The sequence below is a fragment of the Mycetohabitans sp. B8 genome (assembly GCF_021991875.1).
Classification (GTDB): Bacteria; Pseudomonadota; Gammaproteobacteria; order Burkholderiales; family Burkholderiaceae; genus Mycetohabitans.
This window is the reverse complement of record NZ_JAHLKR010000016.1, coordinates 1-23,679: the sequence shown is the minus strand read 5'-3', so window position 1 is coordinate 23,679 and position 23,679 is coordinate 1. Positions and strand designations below refer to the sequence as shown.

23 protein-coding genes, 1 tRNA gene and 4 pseudogenes are annotated in these 23,679 nt (G+C 60.2%); 15 read left to right on the top strand and 13 right to left on the bottom strand.

Annotated elements, in window-relative coordinates:
- Positions 1-29: 29 nt before the first annotated feature.
- Together KQH60_RS06110 and KQH60_RS06105 are read left to right on the top strand one after the other, a co-directional pair.
- Entirely contained in the window at positions 30-467 is a 438-nt protein-coding gene (locus KQH60_RS06110; protein ID WP_237575635.1) for an MbcA/ParS/Xre antitoxin family protein, read from the top strand.
- Positions 468-538: 71 nt separating this feature from the next.
- On the top strand, positions 539-1,234 hold the full coding sequence (locus KQH60_RS06105; RefSeq protein WP_237576068.1) for an RES family NAD+ phosphorylase: 696 nt from the start codon (positions 539-541) through the stop codon (positions 1,232-1,234).
- Here KQH60_RS06105 and KQH60_RS06100 read toward each other — a convergent pair.
- Together KQH60_RS06100 and KQH60_RS06095 are read right to left on the bottom strand one after the other, a co-directional pair.
- Positions 1,231-1,969, bottom strand: a pseudogene (locus KQH60_RS06100) (metallophosphoesterase). The gene KQH60_RS06105 and the pseudogene KQH60_RS06100 overlap by 4 nt on opposite strands.
- A 227-nt stretch (positions 1,970-2,196) precedes the next feature.
- Complete coding sequence (locus tag KQH60_RS06095) at positions 2,197-2,979, bottom strand: sensor histidine kinase KdpD (protein WP_237575634.1); 783 nt, start codon at positions 2,977-2,979, stop codon at positions 2,197-2,199.
- Between the two features lie 231 nt (positions 2,980-3,210).
- On the opposite strand from KQH60_RS06095, the gene KQH60_RS06090 reads away from it, so the two are divergent.
- Entirely contained in the window at positions 3,211-3,552 is a 342-nt protein-coding gene (locus tag KQH60_RS06090) for an FKBP-type peptidyl-prolyl cis-trans isomerase (protein ID WP_237575633.1), read from the top strand.
- A 38-nt stretch (positions 3,553-3,590) separates the two neighbouring features.
- Positions 3,591-3,773: pseudogene (locus KQH60_RS06085) on the top strand (helix-turn-helix domain-containing protein); the annotation flags it as partial.
- A 72-nt stretch (positions 3,774-3,845) separates the two neighbouring features.
- Here KQH60_RS06085 and KQH60_RS06080 read toward each other — a convergent pair.
- The gene (locus KQH60_RS06080) at positions 3,846-4,931 is read right to left on the bottom strand and encodes a chitosanase (protein WP_237575632.1); all 1,086 of its coding nucleotides are present in this window, start codon (positions 4,929-4,931) and stop codon (positions 3,846-3,848) included.
- A gap of 387 nt (positions 4,932-5,318) precedes the next feature.
- A complete protein-coding gene (locus tag KQH60_RS06075) occupies positions 5,319-5,771 on the bottom strand; it encodes a MarR family winged helix-turn-helix transcriptional regulator (RefSeq protein WP_237575631.1) in 453 nt (150 codons plus the stop codon).
- A 337-nt stretch (positions 5,772-6,108) separates the two neighbouring features.
- Here KQH60_RS06075 and KQH60_RS06070 point away from each other — a divergent pair, with 337 nt between their 5' ends.
- The 3 genes from KQH60_RS06070 (at position 6,109) to KQH60_RS06060 (ending at position 9,160) form a co-directional block, all read left to right on the top strand.
- A complete protein-coding gene (locus tag KQH60_RS06070) occupies positions 6,109-6,879 on the top strand; it encodes a class II aldolase/adducin family protein (RefSeq protein WP_237575630.1) in 771 nt (256 codons plus the stop codon).
- A 7-nt stretch (positions 6,880-6,886) separates the two neighbouring features.
- The gene (locus tag KQH60_RS06065; RefSeq protein ID WP_237575629.1) at positions 6,887-7,903 is read left to right on the top strand and encodes a 2-dehydropantoate 2-reductase; all 1,017 of its coding nucleotides are present in this window, start codon (positions 6,887-6,889) and stop codon (positions 7,901-7,903) included.
- 471 nt (positions 7,904-8,374) lie between these two features.
- Positions 8,375-9,160 (top strand): ABC transporter substrate-binding protein, encoded by a 786-nt coding sequence (locus KQH60_RS06060; protein WP_237575628.1) that lies wholly within the window; start codon positions 8,375-8,377, stop codon positions 9,158-9,160.
- Between the two features lie 79 nt (positions 9,161-9,239).
- Here KQH60_RS06060 and KQH60_RS06055 read toward each other — a convergent pair whose 3' ends face one another.
- From KQH60_RS06055 to KQH60_RS06040, 4 genes and pseudogenes are all read right to left on the bottom strand, one after another.
- Positions 9,240-10,718 (bottom strand): RNA polymerase factor sigma-54, encoded by a 1,479-nt coding sequence (locus KQH60_RS06055; protein WP_237575627.1) that lies wholly within the window; start codon positions 10,716-10,718, stop codon positions 9,240-9,242.
- A 658-nt stretch (positions 10,719-11,376) separates the two neighbouring features.
- A pseudogene (ligD, locus tag KQH60_RS06050) lies at positions 11,377-12,270 on the bottom strand (non-homologous end-joining DNA ligase); the annotation flags it as partial.
- Positions 12,271-12,316: 46 nt separating this feature from the next.
- Complete coding sequence (locus KQH60_RS06045; protein ID WP_237575626.1) at positions 12,317-12,478, bottom strand: DUF1328 family protein; 162 nt, start codon at positions 12,476-12,478, stop codon at positions 12,317-12,319.
- 308 nt (positions 12,479-12,786) lie between these two features.
- Positions 12,787-13,167: a ferritin-like domain-containing protein gene (locus KQH60_RS06040; protein WP_237575625.1), complete on the bottom strand. Its 381-nt coding sequence runs from the start codon at positions 13,165-13,167 to the stop codon at positions 12,787-12,789.
- Between the two features lie 189 nt (positions 13,168-13,356).
- Here KQH60_RS06040 and KQH60_RS06035 point away from each other — a divergent pair, with 189 nt between their 5' ends.
- From KQH60_RS06035 to KQH60_RS06025, 3 genes are all read left to right on the top strand, one after another.
- Entirely contained in the window at positions 13,357-13,737 is a 381-nt protein-coding gene (locus KQH60_RS06035) for a DUF3175 domain-containing protein (protein WP_237575624.1), read from the top strand.
- 45 nt (positions 13,738-13,782) lie between these two features.
- Entirely contained in the window at positions 13,783-15,099 is a 1,317-nt protein-coding gene (locus tag KQH60_RS06030) for a sodium:proton antiporter (RefSeq protein WP_237575623.1), read from the top strand.
- An 80-nt stretch (positions 15,100-15,179) separates the two neighbouring features.
- Positions 15,180-17,105: a PAS domain S-box protein gene (locus KQH60_RS06025; protein ID WP_237575622.1), complete on the top strand. Its 1,926-nt coding sequence runs from the start codon at positions 15,180-15,182 to the stop codon at positions 17,103-17,105.
- A gap of 221 nt (positions 17,106-17,326) precedes the next feature.
- Here the strand turns inward: KQH60_RS06025 and KQH60_RS06020 are convergent, their stop codons facing one another.
- The gene (locus tag KQH60_RS06020; RefSeq protein ID WP_237575621.1) at positions 17,327-18,388 is read right to left on the bottom strand and encodes a porin; all 1,062 of its coding nucleotides are present in this window, start codon (positions 18,386-18,388) and stop codon (positions 17,327-17,329) included.
- A gap of 774 nt (positions 18,389-19,162) precedes the next feature.
- Between KQH60_RS06020 and KQH60_RS06015 the strand changes: the two genes are divergently transcribed.
- The 4 genes from KQH60_RS06015 to KQH60_RS06000 all read left to right on the top strand — a co-directional run bounded on the left by KQH60_RS06015 (position 19,163) and on the right by KQH60_RS06000 (position 20,658).
- A tRNA-Pro gene (locus KQH60_RS06015) sits at positions 19,163-19,239 on the top strand.
- A gap of 423 nt (positions 19,240-19,662) precedes the next feature.
- Positions 19,663-19,977: a type II toxin-antitoxin system RelE/ParE family toxin gene (locus KQH60_RS06010; RefSeq protein ID WP_237576067.1), complete on the top strand. Its 315-nt coding sequence runs from the start codon at positions 19,663-19,665 to the stop codon at positions 19,975-19,977.
- Positions 19,970-20,284, top strand: coding sequence for a DNA-binding transcriptional regulator (locus tag KQH60_RS06005; protein ID WP_237575620.1), 315 nt, complete (start codon positions 19,970-19,972; stop codon positions 20,282-20,284). Before KQH60_RS06010 ends, KQH60_RS06005 begins: the two co-directional genes overlap by 8 nt.
- A gap of 77 nt (positions 20,285-20,361) precedes the next feature.
- Positions 20,362-20,658: an addiction module antidote protein gene (locus tag KQH60_RS06000; RefSeq protein WP_237575619.1), complete on the top strand. Its 297-nt coding sequence runs from the start codon at positions 20,362-20,364 to the stop codon at positions 20,656-20,658.
- Positions 20,659-20,678: 20 nt separating this feature from the next.
- Here the strand turns inward: KQH60_RS06000 and KQH60_RS05995 are convergent, their stop codons facing one another.
- From KQH60_RS05995 to KQH60_RS05985, 3 genes are read right to left on the bottom strand one after another with little or no spacing between them, the layout of a single operon-like run.
- A complete protein-coding gene (locus tag KQH60_RS05995; RefSeq protein WP_237575618.1) occupies positions 20,679-21,227 on the bottom strand; it encodes a lysozyme in 549 nt (182 codons plus the stop codon).
- The gene (locus KQH60_RS05990; protein WP_237575617.1) at positions 21,121-21,528 is read right to left on the bottom strand and encodes a phage holin family protein; all 408 of its coding nucleotides are present in this window, start codon (positions 21,526-21,528) and stop codon (positions 21,121-21,123) included. Before KQH60_RS05990 ends, KQH60_RS05995 begins: the two co-directional genes overlap by 107 nt.
- Positions 21,528-21,953, bottom strand: coding sequence for a lysozyme (locus KQH60_RS05985; RefSeq protein WP_237576066.1), 426 nt, complete (start codon positions 21,951-21,953; stop codon positions 21,528-21,530). The genes KQH60_RS05990 and KQH60_RS05985 overlap by 1 nt, the downstream gene beginning before the upstream one ends.
- Before the next feature lie 228 nt (positions 21,954-22,181).
- Here KQH60_RS05985 and KQH60_RS05980 point away from each other — a divergent pair, with 228 nt between their 5' ends.
- The gene (locus KQH60_RS05980; RefSeq protein ID WP_237575616.1) at positions 22,182-23,210 is read left to right on the top strand and encodes a hypothetical protein; all 1,029 of its coding nucleotides are present in this window, start codon (positions 22,182-22,184) and stop codon (positions 23,208-23,210) included.
- A 140-nt stretch (positions 23,211-23,350) separates the two neighbouring features.
- Here KQH60_RS05980 and KQH60_RS05975 read toward each other — a convergent pair.
- Positions 23,351-23,566 (bottom strand): annotated as a pseudogene (locus tag KQH60_RS05975) (IS5/IS1182 family transposase); the annotation flags it as partial.
- Positions 23,567-23,679: the final 113 nt, after the last annotated feature.

Genomic DNA, 23,679 nt, shown 5'->3' with positions numbered 1-23,679 from the left:
TTATAGTTCGCACATAGATGGGGTACCCAATGAGCCGTCCGATTCGAGTCGCTGCAGGGGCCGCCGCGCCGATACCGGCTGCCAGCCAACCAACGCTGGCTGAAATGTCCACCGCTGGACTGCGCGCGTTCTTCAACATTGCCCACGACTGGCAACTGTCGGTCGATGAGCAACTCGTGCTGCTGGGCTCCCCGGGGCGCTCGACATTCTTCAAGTGGAAGGCCGCACCCAATGCGGCACGGCTGTCACGCGATACGCTCGAGCGACTCTCACATTTGCTCGGCATTTACAAGGCGCTGCAGATCCTGCTGCCGCAGCCGGATGCCGCCGATGGCTGGGTAAAGCGACCCAACAGCGCGCCACCCTTCAACGGCAAGCGCGCGCTGGACCGGATGCTGGCAGGCAATCTCAGCGATCTGGTCGCCGTGCGGCAATATCTTGACGCGATGCGTGGAGGTTGGGCTTGAACGACGAGCACAGCACTGCCCAGCGTTCCGGCAACACTCAGGACGAGGTTCGCGAGCCGCCACTTGCGGCGCTGCGCGACCCGGGCTGCTGGCCCATCGCCACGGTCCAGTGGCAGCCTGCCTACCGGGTCGTGCCAACGCGCTTGCCGGCGATCAACCTGTTCGATCGCGTCGCATCGGCCAACGACTTCGACGCGCTGTACGCGCTTGAGGCAATCACCAACGATCGGCTGCGTACCGAAGTGGGCGAAATCGACCTAGTGCCGCCCGAAGAGCGCCGCTTCGGTCCCGGCTACGGTCCGATCATGACGGCACTCACACATCTGAATCCCGCCGGCAGTCGCTTCTCGCCGGGCACATTCGGCGTATTCTATTGCGCGCGCGACGCACGTACCGCGATCGCCGAAACCCGCTATCACACCGCGTTGTTCCTGTCGGCGACGCAAGAGCCGCCAATGCGCCAACCCATGCGGCTCTATACGGTCAACGCGCAAGGCAGCGTGCTGGACCTGCGTGACCAACGAAATGCCCTCGCGCCGACCATTTTGCATCCGCACGACTACACGTTCGGCCAAGCGCTCGGCACAGCCGCCCGCCATGCGGGCCACGCGGGCATCGCGTATCCCAGCGTGCGCGACCCGCAGGGCGAGTGCCTAGCGGCGTTCCGGACCACGCTGCTGCGGCAATGCCACCATGCCGCCTACCTGGAATACAACTGGAACGGCAGCCGCATCGACATCGTGTTCGAATTGAAGCAGGTCGGCTAACTGTGCGACGGCCAGTCCAACGACGCGGCGCCCCGCCGCAGCGCCTCGCGAGTCAATATCGCATGAATGCGGCCGCTATGCACGTCCACTATCGACAACACACCGTGCGGCGAGAACGCGCCCGTATCGACGAACGTTTGCGCGCCGACCGTGCGGACCTCGGGCACCGGCGTATGCCCGCAGTAAGTATGCGACAGCCCCCGCTGCACGCGCGGGTCAACCCCGCCTGCAATCAATTGCCGCCCCCATAACAGGCGCGCGCTCGTCGAATTGTGCGGCATCCAGCGTGAGGTCGTCGCCGAAGAACTCGGCATGCAGCACGTTGAAGCGCCGCGCGCCGGTGCCTATGACACGCGCCAGCGGCAAGCGCCTGACGCGCGCCGCGTAGCGGATCAGCATCCCAGCCGGCAGTGCGCGCGCCCACGCACCGCCTATCGGGTCCCAAGCCGTCTGTGGCAACACGCCGTCGGCCACGTCGCACATCACCGCCTCGTGATTGCCCTTGGCCGCGAAAAACCATGGCATGTCCAACAACGCGAGCGCCTCGACGGGATGGTCGCCACGATCGATCCAATCTCCAACCGAAAACAAACGGTCGTGCGCCGCATGGAACTTCACCTGCGCGAGCAGATAGCGCAAAGCATCGGTGCAGCCGTGCAGGTCACCGACGACGAAATCGCGCCCTGCGTCATTCCACGGATGGAACGCGACAAAACGGTAAGAAGCCTCGTTCATGACGTCGATGATAGCCCCGCCGCGCTGTCTCCGTATGCGTCTGGTGTAACGTATCGGACGCGGAGCAGCCCGGCCGCACACGGCATCACGCGCCGCTTAAACCGTTGGAACGACATCGGTGGCGCATGACGCGCCGCCCCGGGTTCATCCTCGCCAAGGAATTGACCGCGTGGCCCGGGGAGCGCCAGCGCGGACAACGGTTGACAGCGCGGCGCCCGACGACCTGCTCATCCGCGCTCGGGTAGCGCCAGCGCGATCGCCGTGAAACCATCGGTTTCGCTTACCGCGCTCGATTTGCCCCCGTGCGCCAGCACGACGCGCTGCGTGACGGACAGCGCGAGCGGCATCCCATCGGTGCCCTGCACTGGTGTCGCCCCGCGCAGGAATGGTTCGAACGCATGAGGCAAGTCGGGGTTGGCCAGCGCATCGGACGGTTGAAATCGGATGACCGCCCGCCATGTGCCCTCCTCAAAAACGTTTTCCATGCGGACCGTCCCACCGGGGCGTGACGCGTCCACGGCATACGCCAATGCCGCCCACAGCGCCTGCGCGATACGCGCGCCGTCCGCCACGATCGAAATACGCGACAGCGGCCAGCGCACGTCAATCGCCGTAGCGCGTTCGCGCGCAAAAGTTGCATCCAGGCACTGCACGACGTGCGCGACGACACGCTCGATGTCGAGCATCGTCTTGTCCAGCGGCAGCGCCTTGCTTTGCGCGCGGGTAGCGTCGATGACATCTTCGATAATGCGCACCTGCTGCTCCACGCCCGTGCGCAAGCCGGCCAATGCCCGCGCAATGGTGGGCTCGGCCTGCCCCAGTTTGCTCTCCAGGACGTAAATCCAACTGTGAATGCCGTTGAGCGGACTGCGCAAGTCATGCGACGCCGCCGACAATACGCGATCGCGCGCAAACAATGCGGCAACGGTCTGCAGGTAGGCCGCGCGGGCGGCCAACGCATCGTCGAGCTCGCCGTCGAAGTTGTCCGATGCAGGAATAGAGCGACTCAATACAATTTCTCCGTTTGGCAAAGCACGGACCGGAACGCCAAGCCGTAACGGGTATTATAGGCATCGCGCCGGCGCTGTCACGATCCGCGCCGGCGAAGGGTCCGGCTCGCGCCTCTGTTGTGCAGGCCAGAGCCGGACTGCAACAAGGTTCACCCGTTTAGCAAGACTCGATCCCGCCGGTGCCCGGCCGTTTGCGCTACGATGTCGGCTTTTGACTCAAGGAATCTTGCCATGGTCACTGTAACGACCGCCTCCGGGCTGCAATACGATGATTTGACCGAAGGCGCCGGCGCGCAGGCTCAAGCGGGCCAGACAGTCAGCGTGCACTACACTGGCTGGCTTACCGACGGGCAGAAGTTCGATTCCAGCAAGGACCGCAATCAGCCGTTTTCGTTCGCGCTGGGCGCCGGCATGGTCATTCGAGGCTGGGACGAAGGCGTGCAGGGAATGCGTGTGGGCGGCGTGCGCCGGCTGACCATTCCGCCGCAATTGGGCTATGGTACACGCGGCGCGGGCGGTGTCATCCCGCCGAATGCAACGCTCGTGTTCGAGGTGGAGCTACTGAGCGTCTGAGCCCCCTGCCGCGCCCACCGGCTAAGCCGATCCCCGATGGCGAAACCCCGCATCGCTATCTGCGCCGTTTGCACCTGGATATCGCGCTGCAATTGCTTGGCGATCCGTCGCGCTCGCTTGTCGACATCGCGCTGAGCGTCGGGTTCGCCAACCAAAGCGCATTCACGCACGTGTTCACCACACGGTTCGACGTCGCGCCGGGACGCTGCCGGCGCGCGTGAAACCGTGACGCGGGCCTGGCCGACCAAGATGCCGTCACCGAGCGCGGTTGACGGCCCTTGGACGCCCGACGGCTAGTGCAATTGCCAGTTCGTGACCTTGACGATCGCCGCGTCGGCGTTCTTCAAGTCCATCTCGCCCTGGTCCATCAGCTTGCTCCATTGCTTGACCCGGTTCTTACCGTTGGGCGGCGTATTGTAGTCGTGCGTGTCGACGACCTTGGTCCGTTCGGCATAGAAACGCGTCATGAAGGTCTTCTCGTTCGGGCTATCGCCGGAGCGCGCGAGCAGCGCCTTCAGCGAGTCCCCGCCGCCATCCGCCCCCTGGTTCAACGCCGTGTCGACGAACGATCCAATCGTCAGTGCGCTGTTAAAGCCACGCTGACGAGCCTGTTGCACACTGTATTGGATGTCCACCTTGTAGAACGTGCGCCACATCGCCTCGCGCCACGTCGGGTTGTTCTGTTGCGCACCGACTTTGCTGCAAAAGGTCTTGCTACTGTCCGAGATCTTCAGGATCGAACCAGACATCTTGCCATGCGCCCCAATGCGGGCAAGTCCGCCTTCCGCAGACGGAATCTTGGCACCGCTGAGCGCATCGAACGTCTTGAACAGTTCGGGACCGTCAGGCCCGGTATCGTTCGAACCGCCTGTGGTCGCGCCGAAAATCCCGATCGTATAGCCACGATCATCGTTGATGTTCTGACAGTACCCATAGTACTTCGTCCATTGCAGCGAGTCCTGCTCCGGCTTGTTGATCAGCTTCATGATGTTGTCCCACTGCTCGCCGTCCAAGCCCGTGTTCTGCTTCAAGAATTGCAGTGTCGCAGGGGAGAAATTGGCGTCCGGATTGCCGTTGGCTACGTGGGCAACCGCGTTACAAGTTTGTCCGACACGCCACGGCTCGCCAGTATTGCCGTCGCCACTGTTCAGGTCCGGCGCGTTGCCCTGCGTCCAATAGGCCGCAGTGTAGTTACGCCCGGCGTAACTGACCACCTCACCACTCTGGTAGATCGTCTTGGCGTCCCAAGGCGCGTCGCAGGGTTCGCTGTTCGGCTGCGCATCGTCGGCGTGTGCCACGCCGGAGACGGTCAACAGGCCAAGGCTCATAGCAACGGCCCAAGACATGCGCGTCAACGTCTTCGAAATCGAATGGTTCAAGGCAGGCTCCAGATTATTTATGCATTGAAAATTGCAAGCGCGCTGGCGACGAACAGCCGATACCGTAAAGCAAAGCGGGACCCGCGGCACGCCAGGGCCGAAGCGCACGGCCACTTGCACGAACCAGGTCCACCACTTTCACGATCCCATCCTTCACGACGGATACCGGCGAGCGGGCAAGCCCAGGGTTGGCCCATCGGCGTCGCGACAAACCGATAAATAGTCAGACCTGTCTGTCTAATCTACGCGGAAAAACCCTCAAAAAGATTGAACAAACATTCCAATGACTGAGGACGACGTTTATGCGATCGTTGCGGCAATCCATTCCAGCGAGAATGCGGCATTGGCGTCCCGGATGTGTGTCGGCCCGGATGCCCCCGCCATACGCTATCCTTGCAGCACGCTCGCGAAAATCTTGTCCAGCGCCTGGGCCAGCGCCGCACGTTCAGCCTCGGACAATACCGCGAGGATCGCATCGTTGCGTTCGCGGGAAATCGATGCGGCCTTGCGAAACAACGAGGCTCCTTTCGCCGTGAGCGCAATGCGCACGCCGCGACCGTCTTCCTCGTCCGCTTCTTTGGTCAGCAAACCCTTCTTGCCAAGCACATCGGTGGCTCGGCTCGCTTGGCTGCGATCCAGATTCGACGCGCGCCCGAGATCCGATACCGACAACGGACCGAACGAGCCGACGCTGAGCAGCACGCGCGCCTCGGTCAGGGGCAATCCCAGGCGGGCAACAAATGCGTCGTTCATTACCTTGTCGGTCAGCTTTTTGAGCCAATGCAGCCGATAGGTGAAAAGCTGCTCGAGCGAGTTCAAAGCAGGACGTTGGTTACGCATAGGCGATCGGGACATTGGCCATCGAGGGTGAAACGAGCATTCAGCATACCATTGCCACTGCGGCGCTTTGCTTACGCTGCCTGCTTACACCTTCCGGAAATACGCTTCACCCATCCGCTCCATCAAGCCGCAACACCACAGCCCTTCACTATGCCCCTTTCCCCTTTACCAAGCCCCTCTGCCAGCTCTTTCCGTCAGCATCTCCACATCCCGTCAACCTATATGATGTGTGCGCACGCATCTTATAGGTTGCGCACACATCGGTAAGCCGTTACGATGGTCGCCGATGTCCAATCCGGCACGGCCGGCATGACATGCCAGCCACAAGGAGACGAACATGACCACATCGCAGCACACGGCGCCTGCGTCCTGGTGCACGGCCGAAGAATGGCACGCTCGCGTGCAGCTCGCCGCCACCTACCGGGTCTTCCACCTGCTCGGCTGGACCGAACTGATCTTCAACCACATCACGCTTCGCGTGCCGGGGCCGGACAAGCATTTCCTGATCAACCCGTTTGGCCTTACCTATGACGAGGTGACTGCGTCGAACCTGGTGAAGATCGACGTAGACGGCAACATCCTGAACACCAGCGGCTATCCGATCAATCCGGCCGGCTACATCATCCACAGCGCGATCCATCGCAACGTGGATGATGCACATTGCGTGATGCACGTCCATACCTCTGCCGGGCTGGCGGTCGCCTGCATGCGCGACGGACTGTCGTATTCGAACTTCTATGCGGCGCAGCTGCACGATATGGTCGCCTATCACACATTCGAGGGCATCACCGTGCATGCGGATGAACAGCAGCGGCTATTGGCTTCGCTCAGCGACAAGCGCCTGCTGATCCTGCGCAACCACGGACTGCTGTCGCACGGCCGTACGCTGGCGCATGCGTTCGTGTTGCTGTGGACGCTGAATCGCGCGTGCGAGATCCAGGTTTTGACCGAGTCGATGCGCGGTGACGTGCTACCCATCTGTGCGCAGGTCACCAAGCGCTCCACGCGCGACGCATTGCAGTTCTCCCCGGACACCGGCGCCGGCGAGGACGTGCTGGCCGCATTGATCCGCCGCGTCGAACGCATCGACCCGTCCTATAAGGAGTGACTCGTTGATGCCCAGGAATATCACCATCGTGGGCGCTGGCGCAGTCGGCGGCCTGCTGGCAGGCAGACTGACGCAGGCTGGCGTTCCGGTCAAAGTGCTGGCCCGTGGCGCGCAACTTGGGGCGATTCGCTCACGCGGACTGACGCTGGTCGAGGATGGCGAGCCCGCGATCGTGCACGCGCACGCCACAGATGATCCCGCCGTGCTCGGCGCCCAAGACATCGTGTTCGTGTGCCTGAAAGGCCACGCACTGGTCGATGCGGCAGCATCGCTGGCGCCATTGATCGGCCCGCATACCCGGATCGTGTCGGTCATGAACGGCGTGCCGTGGTGGTTCCTGCACCACTTCGGTGGCGCGTGCGCCGATCGTCGACTCGAATCGGTGGACCCTGGCGGCGTCGTGTCCGCGGCGCTGCCCGTGGCACAGGCCGATGGCCTGGTCGTGCACCTGGCCGCATCGGTGCGCGAACCTGGCGTGATCGTGCGCAACAACGGAAATCTGCTAATCGCTCGAGCACCGCACGACAGCGGCGACGCAATCCAGCATGAGATTGTCCGGCTACTGCGACACGCCCGTTTTGACGTGTCGCTCGCCTCTTCGATCCAACATGAGATTTGGGCAAAGCTGTGGGGCAACATGACGATGAACCCGATCAGCGTGCTCACCGGCTCAACCGCCGACGTGATCCTGGACGATCCGCTCACAGCACGCCTGGTCGTCGAAGTGATGCGGGAAGCGCAAACGATTGGTGCGAGGCTAGGGTTGGACATGGGCATGAGTGTCGAGCAACGCAATGCTCAGACGCGCCAACTCGGTGCGTTTAAGACATCGATGTTGCAGGATGCCGAAGCCGGCAGGCCGATGGAGATCGATGGAATCGTTGGCGCGCCGTATGAGCTTGCCCGAATGAGCGGCGTGCCAACGCCCTATCTGGACATACTGCTTGGCCTGATACGGTTGAAGGGCCGCAGCACGGGCGCTACGTCGTCGGCGCTGTCGGTTAGTGGCAAGCTTGGTCCATGACATCGGCGACGGCCAGCGTTCAAGCACTGCCGTGCGACATGGACGCCAGCGCGTGTAGCGAGCAGCGCACCCAACTCACGTCGTCATGCTGCATTGCAGCAAAATTATTCAATGCGACGCGACACAGTGTCTACACGACGGCGCGGGTCAGCAACGCGTCCCCGCGCGCGCCGTGCGCATCGGTGTGCCCCGCGCTCATTGTGCTTCTGCTGGTTCCTCGTTCGGCCTATTGCCTCCCTTCATCCAGCCCAATGCACGGCCTTTTGACAGCCAAGATCCGACCACTCTGCCCTCGTTAATAACATACTTGAGCATCCCCTCTCGACGCGGCGTTTCTAGACTGCTACTCTGCGCGGCGCAGAAGCAGCACGCACAACTCGCCAGTTCGTGCGTGGTGCACCGCCCAAATGCTCCTCTCACAGGAGGGTGCATGAGAATCCACAACCTACCAAGGCTTAAAAGGGGCTAAAAGTGAAAAAACTCATTGCCGCTGTGTCTGTCGCGGTGGTCGCCTTCAGCGTATCCGCCGGCGCTTACGCCAAGAACTGGTCCACTATCCGCTTCGGCGTTGACGCAAGCTATCCGCCTTTCGAATCGAAGGCCGCGGACGGCAATCTGGTCGGCTTCGACATCGACCTGGGCAACGAGATCTGCCGTCGCTTGCACGCCAAGTGCATCTGGGTCGAGAATGATTTCGACGGCATGATTCCCGCGCTCAAGGCGCGTAAGTTCGACGGCGTGTTGTCCTCGATGACGATGACGCCGCGGCGCGTCGAGCAGGTCGCGTTCTCGGCTAAGCTGTTCAACACGCCGACGAGGCTGGTAGCCAAAGCCGGTTCGAGCATCCAGCCAACACCGGAATCGCTTAAGGGTAAGCGCGTGGGCGTCGAACAAGGCACGATTCAAGAAACATACGCGAAGACGTACTGGGCGCCCAAGGGCGTCGTGGTCGTTCCCTACCAGAATCAGGACCAAGTCTATGCCGATCTGCTCGCCGGCCGCCTGGACGCAGCGCTGCAAGACATGGTACAGGCCGACGTCGGCTTTTTGAAGACGCCGCGCGGCAAAGGCTACGCCTTTGTCGGCCCTGGCCTGCGAGACGAAAAAACCCTAGGTACCGGTGCGGGCATTGGACTGCGCAAGAAAGACGCCGACCTGAAGGTGAAGATCGACAAGGCCATCTCCGACATGCTCAACGATGGCACGTACAAAAAACTCGAGCAGAAGTACTTCGATTTCGACGTGTACGGGGACTGAGCGACGCGGTGCGTGGCCACGTGGGTGCGACCACACCCGCGCTCCAAGCGCCACGCTACGCAGGCCTTCAACGACGGCTTTATAGCTGCCGGCGTAACTCTGCCGGCGGCACCTTCATCTGCTGCCGGTATTTAGTCACAGTACGCCGGGCCACCTGAATGCCCTGCTGCGCCAGCATCCGCGCAAGCGTGACGTCGGACAATGGATCACGCGCGTCCTCGGCGTCGATCATTTCCTTAAGCAATGCCCGCACGGCCGCCGCGGAACACGTCCCGCCGCTCTGGGTGCACAACTCACGAGGGAAGAAGTGCTTGAACTCAAATATGCCGCGCGGCGTCGCCATATATTTGTTGCCCGTGGCGCGCGAGATCGTCGACTCGTGCAGGCCCAACTCGTCCGCGACGTCGCGTAGCACGAACGGCTTTAGCGCGATCTCACCGTACAGAAAGAACGCCTTTTGATGGGCCACGATGCATTCGGCGACCCGCTGAATCGTATCGAAGCGCTGCTGCGCGTTACGCAATAGCCAGCGCGCTTCCTGCAATTGCTGTCCCAGCGGGGAACGGTTAGTGCCCGATGCTTGCGCAAATAAGTCCGCATACATCCGGTTGATCCGAGCGCGCGGTAGCACTGCGGGATTCACGGTGACGACGAACTTGTCCCGAACCTGCCGCACGATCACGTCTGGCACGACATAGTTGTCCTCAGCCCGACCATATGCATTGCCGGGCTTCGGATCAAGCTTGCGAATCAGCGCGCAAGCCTCGTGCAACGCGCGCGTGCTGCAACCAATGTGCTTCTGCAACTCACCGAGTTCGCGCCGCGCTAGCCGCTCCAAATGATGGGTGATGATCTCACGTGCAATGTCGCGCCGTGGCGTGTCATCCGGCATCGCGTTCAACTGCAACAGCAGGCACTCGGACAATGAGCGGGCGCCGATACCCGGCTTGTCCAATGATTGCACAAAGCGTAGCGCAATCAACAACTCCTCGTCCGTGGGGGGCGTGCCAAGCTCGGCGAGCGTGGCCAGTTCCGACAAGGGTTGGCGCAGGTAACCATCGTCGTCCAGCGCCTCGATCACCAATTGAGCCAACTCCCGGTCGCGCTCATCAAGGGAATATAGGCATAACGTGCCCTGTAATTGCTCGCGCAGCGACGGTTGAGTGCGTACCCAGGCGGTCGGATCGTTGTTGTCCACGCCACTGTGCTCGCGACTGGGGCCGTGATCATACGGATCGCCAGCGAAATCCGTTATGGCCATATCCGAATAGGGGGTATCCGCGGCCACGCCAACGGCCTCCGCGCTGCTGGTGATGGGTTCGGCGCAAGACGGCAACACGCCGTCCCCACTATCATGGCCGACGCTAGTCAGCGTATCCGGTACGTCGTCCTCGGCTCCGCTCAACGAGTCGTCCTCGAGAAAAGGGTTGGAGTCCAGCGCCGCGCGCAGTTCTTGCTGGAACTCAACGGAAGACAGCTGCAAAAGGCGCACCGACTGCTGCAGTCGCGGCGTCAATGCCAGCGACTGACGCATGCGTTGTTCCAGTAGTTGGGGCATTTTCGGTAATCCTTGAATTTGAATAACAAGCGCGACCGCGCACGTGCAATGCGGTGCGGACCGCTATCTCGTTAGCCAGCAACACCCGTGCCAATCGCGTGACGGGCCGCCATGCGGTGAGCACATGCCGATCCCGGCGTGCGTTGCCTACGCTTAACCGTTCCCTTTTTACAACGGTGCGGGAAGACATTCAACATCGGATACTGGGCAAGGTCGCCGTTGCGCGTGCCACGACAATCATCAGTGCCTGCCCGACGATCCCAACCCACTCACTCGATGGCCTACGGCATGCCAAAGGCAGCGCTCAAAAGCTGCACGCCGCCAATCACGGCATACACGCTGAATCGTCCTCTAGTCAATCATCATGAGCAGTTGTGCCGCCGCTGAATCATCCATCAGGAGATCATCATGAGTAGCTATGCCGCCATTCTCAGGATGAGCGCGTAGCGGGCACGTCAGCACGAGAAGCAGTGTGTTCAGGAGCCTGCTGGCGGATTCATGGCCGTTGACGGCACCGAACCGGGCACAGACACAGCAGCGGTGAACTGACCAAACAAGACCAGCGCACAGGGTGCCAGGGTATGGGCATAGACCACGATGATCAGGTATGACGCCCGATAGGCATGCACGACCCGACCAGCCCGCACGCGGGGCGCGCTCAGGTGTGCTCGCTGCCCGGCTCCAAGCGATCAAGCATCGCCGCTGTGACGCGCTGGCGCGTGTCCCAATAGCTAGCCCAAGGGTCGACGCCTAATCGGTCGAGCCGCTCGGCAATGTTGCGCAATGTCCATTGCGCCGCGCTGCTCGTGCGAGGCACCTCGTCCCACGTGAGCGGCATCGACACAGCCAACCCCGGGCGAGCGCGCGGCGCGTAGGCGGCGATCGTGGTCGCGCCGCGGCTGTTGCGCAAATAATCGACGAAGATCTTGCCACGGCGATTCTGCTCACCCATTTTCGCGCCAAACTGGGCTGGCCAAACGGTAGCCATATGTCGGGCAACGCGCTGCGAGAACGCCTTGGCGTCGTCCCAACCGGCCTGTGCGTCCAACGGAACGACCACGTGTAATCCCTTTCCGCCGCTGGTCTTGCACCAACACCGCAAGCCGAGGTCAGCCAACACAGTGCGCAAACGTTCGGCGGCCTCGAGCATGACGCGCCACGGCAACGCCGGGTCGGGATCAAGATCAAAGACAACCCGATCGGGATGTTCAATGGCGGGGATTTGTGCGTTCCATGTATGGAACTCGATCACGTCCATCTGGATGGCTCCCACCAGCGCCGCCGTATCGTCGATGGTAATCAGTGGCTTGTGTCCGGGATCCAGACCTTCGTGCTGCGTGACATGCGGTATCGCAAGCCGATCGCCATGCCTTTGGAAGAACAACTCCGCGCCGATCCCCCCCGGCGCGCGCAATAACCCCACGGGCCGTGCGCGCAGGTGAGGCAGTAACACTGGGGCCACCCATTCGAAATAGCGAACCAGGTCAATTTTGCGGATACCGGTGTGCGGGTCCATCACCCGATCGGAATGCGAAATCGGCACACCCGCCACCGTCTCATGTAGGTTGTGTTGCTCCGAGTCTTTCATACAGCAACGGTCATCGCCTGATCAGGCCAAGCAACAGCGTCGCCAGAGAAATCACGAGGAAGATAAAAAACAGTATCTTCGCAATTTCAGCCGCGCCCGCAGCGATCCCACCAAAGCCGAACACGGCAGCGATGATGGCAATGATGAAAAAAATAACAGCGTAACGAAGCATGGCATTCTCCCCTAGATCAAAGGCCGACAAAGGCCATCGGCACACAACTCGGCCCATTGCGCGCGTGCCAGTCGCACAAGCAGGCAGAACCCGTCAACAGGTCAAACCCGTCAAACGATAAGGCACGGCAGTAGCGCGATTCATTGTCGTTTCGCGTCCACCGGCAGCTGACCCAACAAGCTCGCCATTTCTTCGACATACCTTTCGTGCACGGCCAACGCCGCTTCCAGGTACGCCGGGACGTCGGTCACCCTGCCCAATGCCCTCAACGATCTCTCGGTAGCTTTCGATCGTCACGCGCGTTGCCACTAGGTGCTGCTCATCTCCTGCAACGAGGAACCCTCTCGATACTCCGAATGGTTCCGCGCGGGCAGTAACTCAGGCGCAAAGTCGGGCGCGCCGCCGAGTTCGACGATACGTTGCGCCAATGCCTCAGCGTGCCGCCGCGCATTGTCGGAGCATCGACGGAGCGCATGTGTGACACGGATCGAATGCATCCCCACCGCCATAAACCCATCGCGACGATACCGCAATGTATTCACTATCTCGGTCGCCAACGCATCGTTAAGCAACTCGGCAAACGCTTGCCGGTTGGCGCCGTAACCAACAGTCACCGCACCTTGCACGAGCCATTCGGCAGCAAGCTTGCAGATGACCTGTCTGTCCCTCGGCGCCAACATCCGTGACATGGCACACTCCGTGTAGGGGCATTGTGAGTCATACAGCCGGACGTGACGGACCCGTTGCTTCAGCTTCCGAGAGACATTGCATCAATCATGCCTGGTCCGCCTGCCGCCGCTCCGGTCCGAGACAGCCAAGTTGGCGGCCCGTAGGCATGAAGCTTGCGAAAGCGCGTTGTCGCATACCGAGAGGCCACCATGACTAGCAGGACCCGTTTCCATCCGTCCACCCGGCACCGTAATGGCCGCCCGCCGCGTCAGCGTCACGCGACAGCGCTCGCCGCTCATCACGGCAACCGTGCAAAGCGCTGGTCACGCGACGTAACTCAGCACAGCCATGCATTGGACCTGGAGTCGGACGTTTTCAAGCAGGGCACGGCACAACAAATCGCTGAATCGCTTAAGCGCTCGTCGATGCGCAGCACGCGGCGTCGCGGCACGCCATTCCAATCGGCCATGTCGATGCTGAATTTCTACATCAACCGTGCCGGAAAGCACCTACCTGCGTCGCGCCGCCAGGTCCTGGAACGATCCAAGCAGGCATTACGGGACACATTCGGCCGGCGCCGGGGATCGTGACGATGCGCGCCCGAGCTTCTATCCTACCGAGCGCGCTCATGCATCATGCGTGAAACAACCTGGTTCCTCGTCGTGGGCGGCGTCTTCGTCGTGATGGGCATCGCCGGCTCGATGCTCAAGCGCCTGCCCTGCAGCAGCGCGATGCTGTATCTGGCAATAGGCGCTGCGCTTGGCACGCCCGGAGCCGGAATACTCGCGCTGGATATGTTTCGCGACGCGCATTTGCTGCGAGTGTTGACCGAGGTGGCCCTGCTCGTGTCGCTGTTCGCCATTGGCTTGCGGTTGCGGGCGCCGTTGGCCGATCCGGTTTGGGGCCTGCCGCTAAGGCTCGGCGTGCTGGCAATGCTCATCACGATACCGTTATTGACTGCGTTCGGCATGGTAGTACTCGAGTTGCCAATCGGTCCCGCACTGTTGATGGCCGCCATTCTGGCCCCGACCGATCCTGTGCTGGCCCACGACGTTCAAGTACAAGATTCACGCGATCAGGACCAAATGCGTTTTGCGCTGTCCGGCGAAGGCGGATTGAACGACGGGGCGGCTATGCCGTTTGCGCTTCTAGGCATTGCATTGTGCGCCCAACCGGATAAGCCGATCGCCGCGGCGCTGTCCCCGGTCTTCATGGCTCACGCGCTCTGGGGCGGCATCGGTGCAATCGGCATCGGTGCCGCCCTCGGATGGGCAACGACCCACGTGGTGGCATGGCTGCGCACACAGCACGCACAGGCACTGGGCCTGGAGGGCTTTTTTGCCCTCGGGCTGATTGTGTTGTCGTACGGCGCCGCAGAGCTCGCCCATACATACGGATTCCTTGCGGTTTTTGCCGCCGGTGTCGCGATGCGTCGCGTCGAACATCGCGCCAGCGGCGAGCGCACGGCACAAGCAACGATCGGCACAGTCGACCCACAGGACATTCAGGCTACCGCGGCACATCCGGACAAGGCGCACGCCTACATGGCCGAGTCCATTCTCGGCTTCACGATCGAACTGGAGAAGATCGCGGAGATGGCCACGATGATCATCATTGGCAATGTACTGACCACCTTGCCGGTGCCATTGTTCAGTCCCTGCAATGCGATGGTGGCGGCCGTGCTGTTTCTGCTTGTTCGACCACTCGCGGTGGGCATGTCGTTGGCCGGCTCCCGCGCCTCGCCGGCGCAGCGTCGCCTGATGAGTTGGTTTGGCATCCGTGGGATCGGTTCGTTCTACTATACTGCCTTCGCGCTCGAGCACGGTGTGCAGTCCAGCACGGCGATCGTGCCCACTGCTTTGTTTACCGTCACCGCATCGGTTGTGGTCCACGGCATTTCCGCTACGCCGCTGATGAACTGGTATCAACGATGGCGGCAGGCTCATCAATAAAACGCCAAACTGGGAATCCATACCGCCATGCAAGACAGACCCCCAGTGCCAGCCAACCTGTAGAAACAAGGATGACCACGATGTCAGGGCGAGCCGTGCTGCATGATCCCGCCGCTTTCGAACTAATGGTTCAAAACATCAAGGACTACGCGATTTTCATGCTTGACCCACAAGGCCACGTCGCGAGTTGGAATACCGGTGCTCAGTACATTAAGGGATACCGTGCCCATGAAATCATCGGGCGCCACTTTTCGGTGTTCTACAGTCCGGCCGACATCGCAGACGGAAAGCCCGAGTATGAATTGCAGCATGCCGCCGAATTCGGCCGTGTTGAGGACGAAGGTTGGCGCGTCCGTCAGGACGGATCGAGATTCTGGGCCAATGTCGTGATCACAGCGCTGCGCACGCCATCGGGCGAGTTACGCGGCTTCGCGAAAGTCACCCGCGACTTGACCGAGCGACGTGCGGAGGAGGACAAGCTTCGCCAGAGCGAAGAACGGTTCAGACTGATGGTGGAATCGGTCAAGGACTACGCGATCGTCATGCTGGATCCGCAAGGCCGCGTGGCGAGCTGGAACGCCGGCGCCATGCAGATCAACGGGTATCATTCAGAAGAGATTATTGGTCGCCATCTATCTGTCTTTTATCGCGACGACGATGACACCGACGGCATGCCCGAGCGACAGCTGCAAGCCGCGGCAAACACAGAGCGTGTCGAAGACAATGCATGGCGCGTGCGCAAGGACGGCACATTGTTTTGGGCCAATGTCGTGATCACGGCGGTACGCGACGCTGCCGGCACATTGCTCGGCTTCACCATGGTGACGCGGGATATGACCGAGCGCAAGCGTCTGGAGGAGCTAGAGCTGTCCAGCCGCCGCATGAGCGAGTTTCTCGCGTTGCTCGCGCATGAATTGCGCAATCCGCTCGCTCCCGTGCGTAATGCAGTCAGCGTCATGCAGTTGGCCCCGGACGTCGATGCGACGATCCGTCATTGCCGCGACGTGATCGATCGGCAGGTCAGCCATTTGACACGGCTTGTCGACGATCTGCTGGACATCGGGCGGATCACTACCGGCAAGCTGGAGCTGCGCCTGGCCTGCATCGACATGGCGGAAGTCGTCGCCCGCAGCGTGGAAGCGGCCCGCCCGTTCATCAACGAACGTTGGCAGAGCTTGCATGTGCACGTGCCGCACCAACCGGCCTGGGTCCGTGGCGACATGACGCGATTGGTCCAGGCGGTGCAGAACTTGCTGAACAACGCCTCTAAGTTCTCGCCCAGCGGCGCCCGAATCAATATCGAGGTCACCGTCGAAAAGCGCATGATTTTCCTGCGCGTGATCGACCAGGGTCGGGGCATCTCGCAGGGGGGGTTGAAGTCGATCTTTAACCTGTTCGTGCAAGAAAACCACGCACAAAATCCAACCGATACTGGCCTGGGGATTGGCCTGACGTTGTGCCGCTCGCTGATCGAGCTTCACGGCGGAATGATCGACGCGTCCAGTGATGGGCTCGGCTGCGGTAGCACGTTCACGATACGTTTGCCAATCGCCCAACATCAGGCACTCGCGGATTTGCCGGCATCGTCCAGCGTCGTCATGTCGATGCCGTCGATACCTCTACGGGTGCTCGTCGTGGACGACAATCGCGATTCCGCCGACAGCCTCGCCGTCCTGCTCGAACTCAAGGGCCACATGGCCCGCGTGGCCTACGACGGCGAGCACGCGATCGAGATCGCCCGCGTGTTCCTGCCAGATCTCGTACTGACCGACCTGGCCATGCCCAATGTCGACGGGTTCGGCGTGGCGGGCGTATTGCGTTCGAGCGTGGACTTGTCCGGCTCAACGCTCGTTGCGATGTCCGGCTTTGGCCAACCAGGTGACCGCGCCCGATCGTTGGCCAGCGGTTTCGACGCGCACTTGGTCAAGCCGATTAAACCGGCCCAGTTGGACGCGCTGCTCGAGCGCAGCATGCGGCAGACCCGCAAGGACTCCGTGCAACGCTGACGCCTCGCGTCTCAGTGTACGGTGCACCGTGCTTCCGTGCTCAGACCTCAATGTTCGGTGCTCGGTACTCGGTACTCGGTACTCGGTACTCGGTGCTCGGTGCTCGGTGCTTTGTGCTTTGTGCTTTGTGCTTTGTGCTTTGTGCTTTGTGCTTTGTGCTGAGCGCATCTGTACATCGGCGCATCAGATCAACTGGGCGGCTGACGGGTGATGCTGGCAAATTAGAAACGGTGGCGAACGCCTGCGGCGATCAATAGCTGGCTCCCACCAGATGCGGGATCGGCGGTATTGATCATGGCTGGCACGCCGGCCGATGCGCGCGGGTAAACTGTTTCCACGTAGGTGTCGGTACGCTTGGAGAGCGCATAATCGAGTTGCACGGCGCCCTGGTGCCAGTGTGCATCGGACGCCTTCGTGTACGTGTATAGGCCAGCCAGCGTCAACGTGGGCATGAGTTGATATACGCCATTGACCTCGTAGTTGCTGAATCCGATCGAACGAGCACTGGCGCCCGTATCGGCATCCGCGACACTCGTATAGGTCGCACGGGACCACGCGGCACCCAGCGTCAGGTCTCCCAGCGCATAGTTCACGACGACGCCGTAGGCATTCTGCGCGCCGACAATGGCGTTAAACGCGTCGCGATTCGAGCCGGGCAGCGCCGCGATATCGTATGCGCCAGTTGCCGTCCTGCCGCGGCCGTCCACGTGAAGGTATGCGGCGCCCGCGTTGAACGGGCCGTTTCGGTAGTTCGTCCCCACGCTGTACGCGCGGTTATTTGCGAATTGCCCCGCCGCGTTCGAGAACGCATACATACCGCCCGCGCTGAAACCTGCAAATTGGGCACTAGTGTATTTGATCGAATTGCGCGCGAGGTACGAGTTGTTCGCGTTATCATTGTCGAACGGATGGGCGAACGCAGTGCCTCCTGCCCCACCCGTCAGCGTGAAGAGTGCAAAATAGTCATGAACTGCATCGTACTGGTGACCCAGCGTGATCGTGCCGTATCGTTCGTTGCCTAAACCGATGTAATACGGATGGTCATTCAGTAATTGCCCGTTGGTCACTGCGAAGCCGCGTTCGAGCCGGAACACCGCCTTGTTTCCGCCACCGAGGTCTTCTAAGCCTTGCACTCCCCAATAGCTGCCGTCGATCAAGCCACTGGTCGCCTTGTACTGCGCATGGTTGGCGACATTGCTTAACCATGCGACGCCAGTGTCCAATTCACCGTACAGCGTCACACTACTCTGTGCGTGCGCTTGGGTTACGCAGGCAGCTAGCACGATTACATAAAGGCGCCTGTCGACTAGGCGCCGATTTTTTTGCCAGACATGAGTAGGAGTCCCTTGAAAAGAGGAAATCTGCGATAGTCAACTTGTAGGGACGGCCGCAGTTGCGACTATAGCCTTGCCGTTCTGGCCACCATGATGGCAAGTGCGCCACGAGCTCTACTGCTTCGCACCTGTTGCCGTGACCGAAACCGCTAATGCCCCGCTCCGGCCATGCTGGCTGCAAATCCCCCACACTCGCCGCGCAGGCCGCCCACCGGTCCCAACAGTCCCGTCACGCCACCGGTCCACTAGTTCACCAGCGCATTGACCAAACGGCCATGCACGCCACACTGCCCACATAGCCGAACCGGATGCGGCAGCCGTCATTAATGGCGCCACATAATAGCGGGGCTTGCATTCAAACGATGGGACCCACGAGAAGCGCTCAACCTTGACGTGCTCGACACGATCGTGGCCATCGCCAACACCGGCAACTCAGCCGCGCTGCTGACCTCGTGCACCGTTCATGTCTGCTGTGAGCATGCAACTGAAGGCCTTGAAGGCATCGCTCGGCAAGACGCTGTTCGTGCGCAAGCCCTGCGGCGGCGTGCCAGGACGGCACAGGGCTACTCGGCTTCGCCCGGCGGGTGGTGGCATTTGTGCGACAAAATCCGGTATCCCGGCCACCCAATGCACGTAGCGGGTCAATGCATCCAATGACGCTGCGCATGGCTCAGCCGGATGCAGTTCGCAATCATGCACATCTCTGCTATACTTCATCGCTTTCGGGGCGTAGCGCAGCCTGGTAGCGTACCTGCATGGGGTGCAGGTGGTCGGAGGTTCAAATCCTCTCGCCCCGACCAGTCTCAAACCCGCGTCAGCTAAGGCTTTCGCGGGTTTTCTCGTTAGTGCCTGTTTTTATGCAATGGGAAGGCGATATTAGAAGATTTCTAATATGTCTCATGCCTTCGGTACCGCTCGGCCCTTTCGACGTCCGCTAGTTCGACGACGCACTGGCCTACCGCCCGGCACCACGTCGAGCTAACGAGCGGCGCGTCATCGGCAGCATCTCCGCCCCCCACACACGTAGCCTTGGAGCGCGCGAAGCTTGTCTATTTCGCGCTGGCCATCGGCCGCGACGGCAACAACGTGTTGCACCGGAATCAGATCGCATCCCGCAAACCCTTGTCCTGCTTGAGGACCTTTTGCTTTGCGGAACACAATCCGTGGCCTGTCGGGTTCGTTCCGGGATTGCCAATTATACGTCATTGACGTATAACTAACTCCTGCTGACAATCGTTGAAACCCTGCTCTTCAAGAGCTTTGTATCCGACTACTGGACGGAAGACGAGCGCGGAGAGTTCTGCTCCTGGCTCGCCAACAACCCCGATGTGGGGGATATGATTCCGGGTTCCGGCGGATGTCGGAAAGTGCGCTGGAAGCGCCAAGGTAGCGGGAAGAGCGGCGGTGTCCGCGTCATCTACTACAACCAGCTCGCGAACGGCGAAATCTGGTTGCTCACGATCTACGCCAAGAGTGCGCGGGAGAACATTCCCGGCCACACGCTCAAGGCAATCAAGGAGGCTATCGAAAATGCCTAAGACCGAAAAGGAACTCATCGCGCGTAATGCGACGCACGACATCGGAGCGGAACTGCTGCAAGCAGTGAAGCAAATGAAGGCTGGCAAGGCTGCGCGGACTACCAAAGTTGAGGTCAGCGTAGCGAGCGAGGCGCGTCGCGTCGTTGGTCTGTCGCAAACTCAGTTTGCTACGGTACTCGGCGTTTCCGTGCGCACCCTTCAGGAGTGGGAACAGGGGCGTCGCAAGCCGACCGGTGCTGCCCAGCGCCTATTGAGCATCGCGACCCGTCATCCAGAAGTTTTGATTGAAGAGTTGGCCGTCAGTTAAGCCGTGTGATGAACTAGCTCGCTAGCGTGAATCGGTTCAGGCACGTCGAGACGGAATCGAGAGGTACGAAGTGAAAGATGGAAAAAATCAAGACTCGGCCATGGGATTCGGCCGAGCACCTGAAGACCGAAGAAGATATCGCCGAATATTTTGAGGCATGCCTTCTAGAAGGCGGCGATGATCCAACATTCATTGCACAAGCGCTTGGTGTGATTGCCCGCGCGCGCGGTATGACACAAGTTGCCCGCGATGCGGGCCTGACACGGGAGGGTCTATATAAGGCGCTGTCAAGCGAGGGGAATCCGAGCTTCGGAACGATTTTAAAGGTCATCAAAGCACTCGGGCTGCAATTGCACGCAACGGCACATGCTTGATGCCGAAAAAGCTTTGATTACTACCCAGCGGACTGAACCGACATCGTGTTTGGATTGTATCCCGCCGTCTGTGGCCGCACCGCACGCACGTAGCGGTGAAGCGCCAAAAGCTTGCCTATTTTTCGCTGGTTGTCGGCAGCGACGACGAAAAGGCGCTCTGCAACCGCTGCGTCGAGGTCTGCATAGGCGGTGGCTCCATCGCCCATGCGAGCAGTGCCGGCAGTTCCGGACAGATCGTCACCACGGATTGAACAGTTTGCGACGGCGACACGCAACCGCTCAGTGCCAGCAGCAAGAGCAGCACGGTAACGACGGCTGTCGGTTTCATGGGCTTGGCTTTCCTTTGCCAGGTAGGCATCCAGGGCTTCGATCCTCCCCGCTGCGTCTTTGCGGTTCTCCGATGCCTTGCGTTCAGCAGCCAGAGCTGCATCGGAAATGGCTTTTAGGTCGAGAGCGTGCCGCTCACAAACGGCAGCGGTTTCGGCATACGCTTGCGCAAACTGGGCTCGGTAGTACAGCGACACGCTGGCGCCAGCGAAAATGGCAGCGGTGGTAGCAACTGCCACCATGCGAGCTTCCATCCCGCCCTGTCGGTATTCGCCCGACGAATTTCTGGACACCAGCCTCAAGCGCATTTTGCCCAAGAATGCCGAACAGCGAAGCGGTGCCCACGAGCCCAGTCGGAGATAGATCGGGGAATGCCGTCAAGACTGCACCAGCGCTCATCGACAGTCCCGCACCCACAATGGCGCGGCCTATCACCAATCGCGGCCTGACTTGCTCCCCCTCAGCAAGCAGCTTGCCTAGTCCGAGTATTGCGCCGATGACGGCCAACGCCAGTACATTTTTTTCGTGTTCATCGAGTTGCATCAACTTGCTCCGGTACGCATCAAGCTCGCAAGACGGTATGCGCGAGTGCCCACTTGCATGGCCCACTTCGAGGCGAGCATGCCGTCAGCCGCCGCCGCATAGTCACCGCGCTGCATCGCGGCCAGCGTGTTCGCAAACGTGAGCAGCTTGCCGCCCATGTTGAAGGCCATATTGTTGATCACGCGCTGGCATACCGCATCGAGACTTCGCCACCACGGCAGGTGCCGAACGTGCCACATCACCGAACGTGCCACATCGTTCTCCAGCAGTAGGTCGTATTCGCTGTCACTGATTCCGACATCAGTTAAATTCCGTCCGACACCGATGGTGGTCCTGCCAACCGTGTCCAGGTAACGTTTTAAACGCCGCGCTTCGTCGTGGCCCAGTTCCGATAGAAGCGTTGGCATGTCGAATGTTTCGGTCATATATCCTTTCCCGGATTCGTGATGCAATGAAAAACCTAGCTCAAAGATGAGCAAAGAGGTAAACCAAAAAACGGTGCTTGACCGGAATGTGTAAAATAAATCACTTGTAACGAAACCTTCTACAAAGATATAGAAATGCGCATAGTTTACTTGTGCACGTCACCGAAATCGGGGGCACACGCCGGAGGCGTCAAGGTCATCTATGATCATTGCCGCGCGCTGAACGACATGGGCATCAACGCTGCGATCATCCATGAGCGGCGTGGCTACGTATATCCTTGGGCGAGCCAATCGGTACCACTAATCACATGCGACGAACTGCGTGCGACCGATCACATAGTGTTGCCGGAAATCAAGGCCGCTTCATTCGCTTCCCTAATTATTGCAGCCGGTTTGCAGTACTCAATCTTTGTGCAGAACGGCTATTACTTAAGTGAATGCGGGCGGCATCAATCGGATGCCGACATCTGTTTCGCGTATGCCAATGCCACCGCGATCCTGTCAATCTCGTCTGATTCGTCCGACCTGATTGCGTTGCACTATCCAGAACTTATATCGCGCATTGTCGATGTGCGGTGCTCGATTGATCCACTCGTATTCACGGTAGGCTGTGACAAGCGCAACATTATTACCTACATGCCACGGAAGAATGGCCGACATGCTGCTGCCGTCGTGTTCGCGCTGAAACGGCGTTTGCCGACGGGCTGGAATCTGTGGGCAATCGACGGCATGAAAGAGCGCGAAGTCGCGCACGCACTTCAGGCATCAAGGATTTTCATGTCGTTTTCCGATCTCGAAGGACTCGGTTTACCACCCATTGAGGCCGCGCTATGCGGCAACTACGTGATCGGCTACCATGGCGGAGGTGGTCGTGAATACTGGCGAGCACCAAACTTTGAGTCAGTAGAGGCGGGTGACATCGGCACGTTCGCGAAACGGGTTATCGCACGCGCGGAGCGACTTAATAAGGTTAGCTCAAGTACACTTGATGCGTTGTGGCCTGGTATTGAAGTGCTGCGCGAGCGTTATTCAACAGCAAGTGAACTGGCCAGCTTACAACGCTTCATTAATATCCTCAACGATCGTAACGTGGTATCGTACAAGCATGGCTCCGTGCGACTTGACATACTCACGAAACTACAACGACAGTCGAAATTGTGCTCATGGTTTCATTGGCCGATGGTGCTCGCTAGTTTTGGGGCTAATAAACTGCGAAAGATCTCTCGCACACTGATAACAAAGTTACCTAGGGATTGACCCGCTGTTCTACTGTTTCATTGGGCAGAATATCGACCGCTGTCACGATCACTTTCTTGTCCAGCTCGTTAAACCATTCCAATTTTTGGAATAACATAGTTAGTCGACCCTGAATAATTCGTTTTACGCGGCGGACGAGTTCATGCCGTGGACAGCGCAGCGGTTTTGAAGCTGAGCAAAGCGAAACGAATCAGGGCGTAAAAAAGCCGCAGTTTGCGCAGGATCATCCGCAAGTTGTGGCCGGTGCCGCATAGCACCGCGTGTATTGCATTGCCCAGCGCATCCTTGAGCCAATTACAATCGAGCCTGCCGTCTGCCTTCATGTGCCCGATGGCTGGCTCGATGGCGCTGCGACGGAGGGTAATCCCCCCAAAAAACCGGTGGGAACAGAAGTAGAATTTTCTTGTTAAGGGAGTTCTACGCAATGAAGAAGTCGAGATTCACGGACAGCCAGATCATGGAGGCGCTC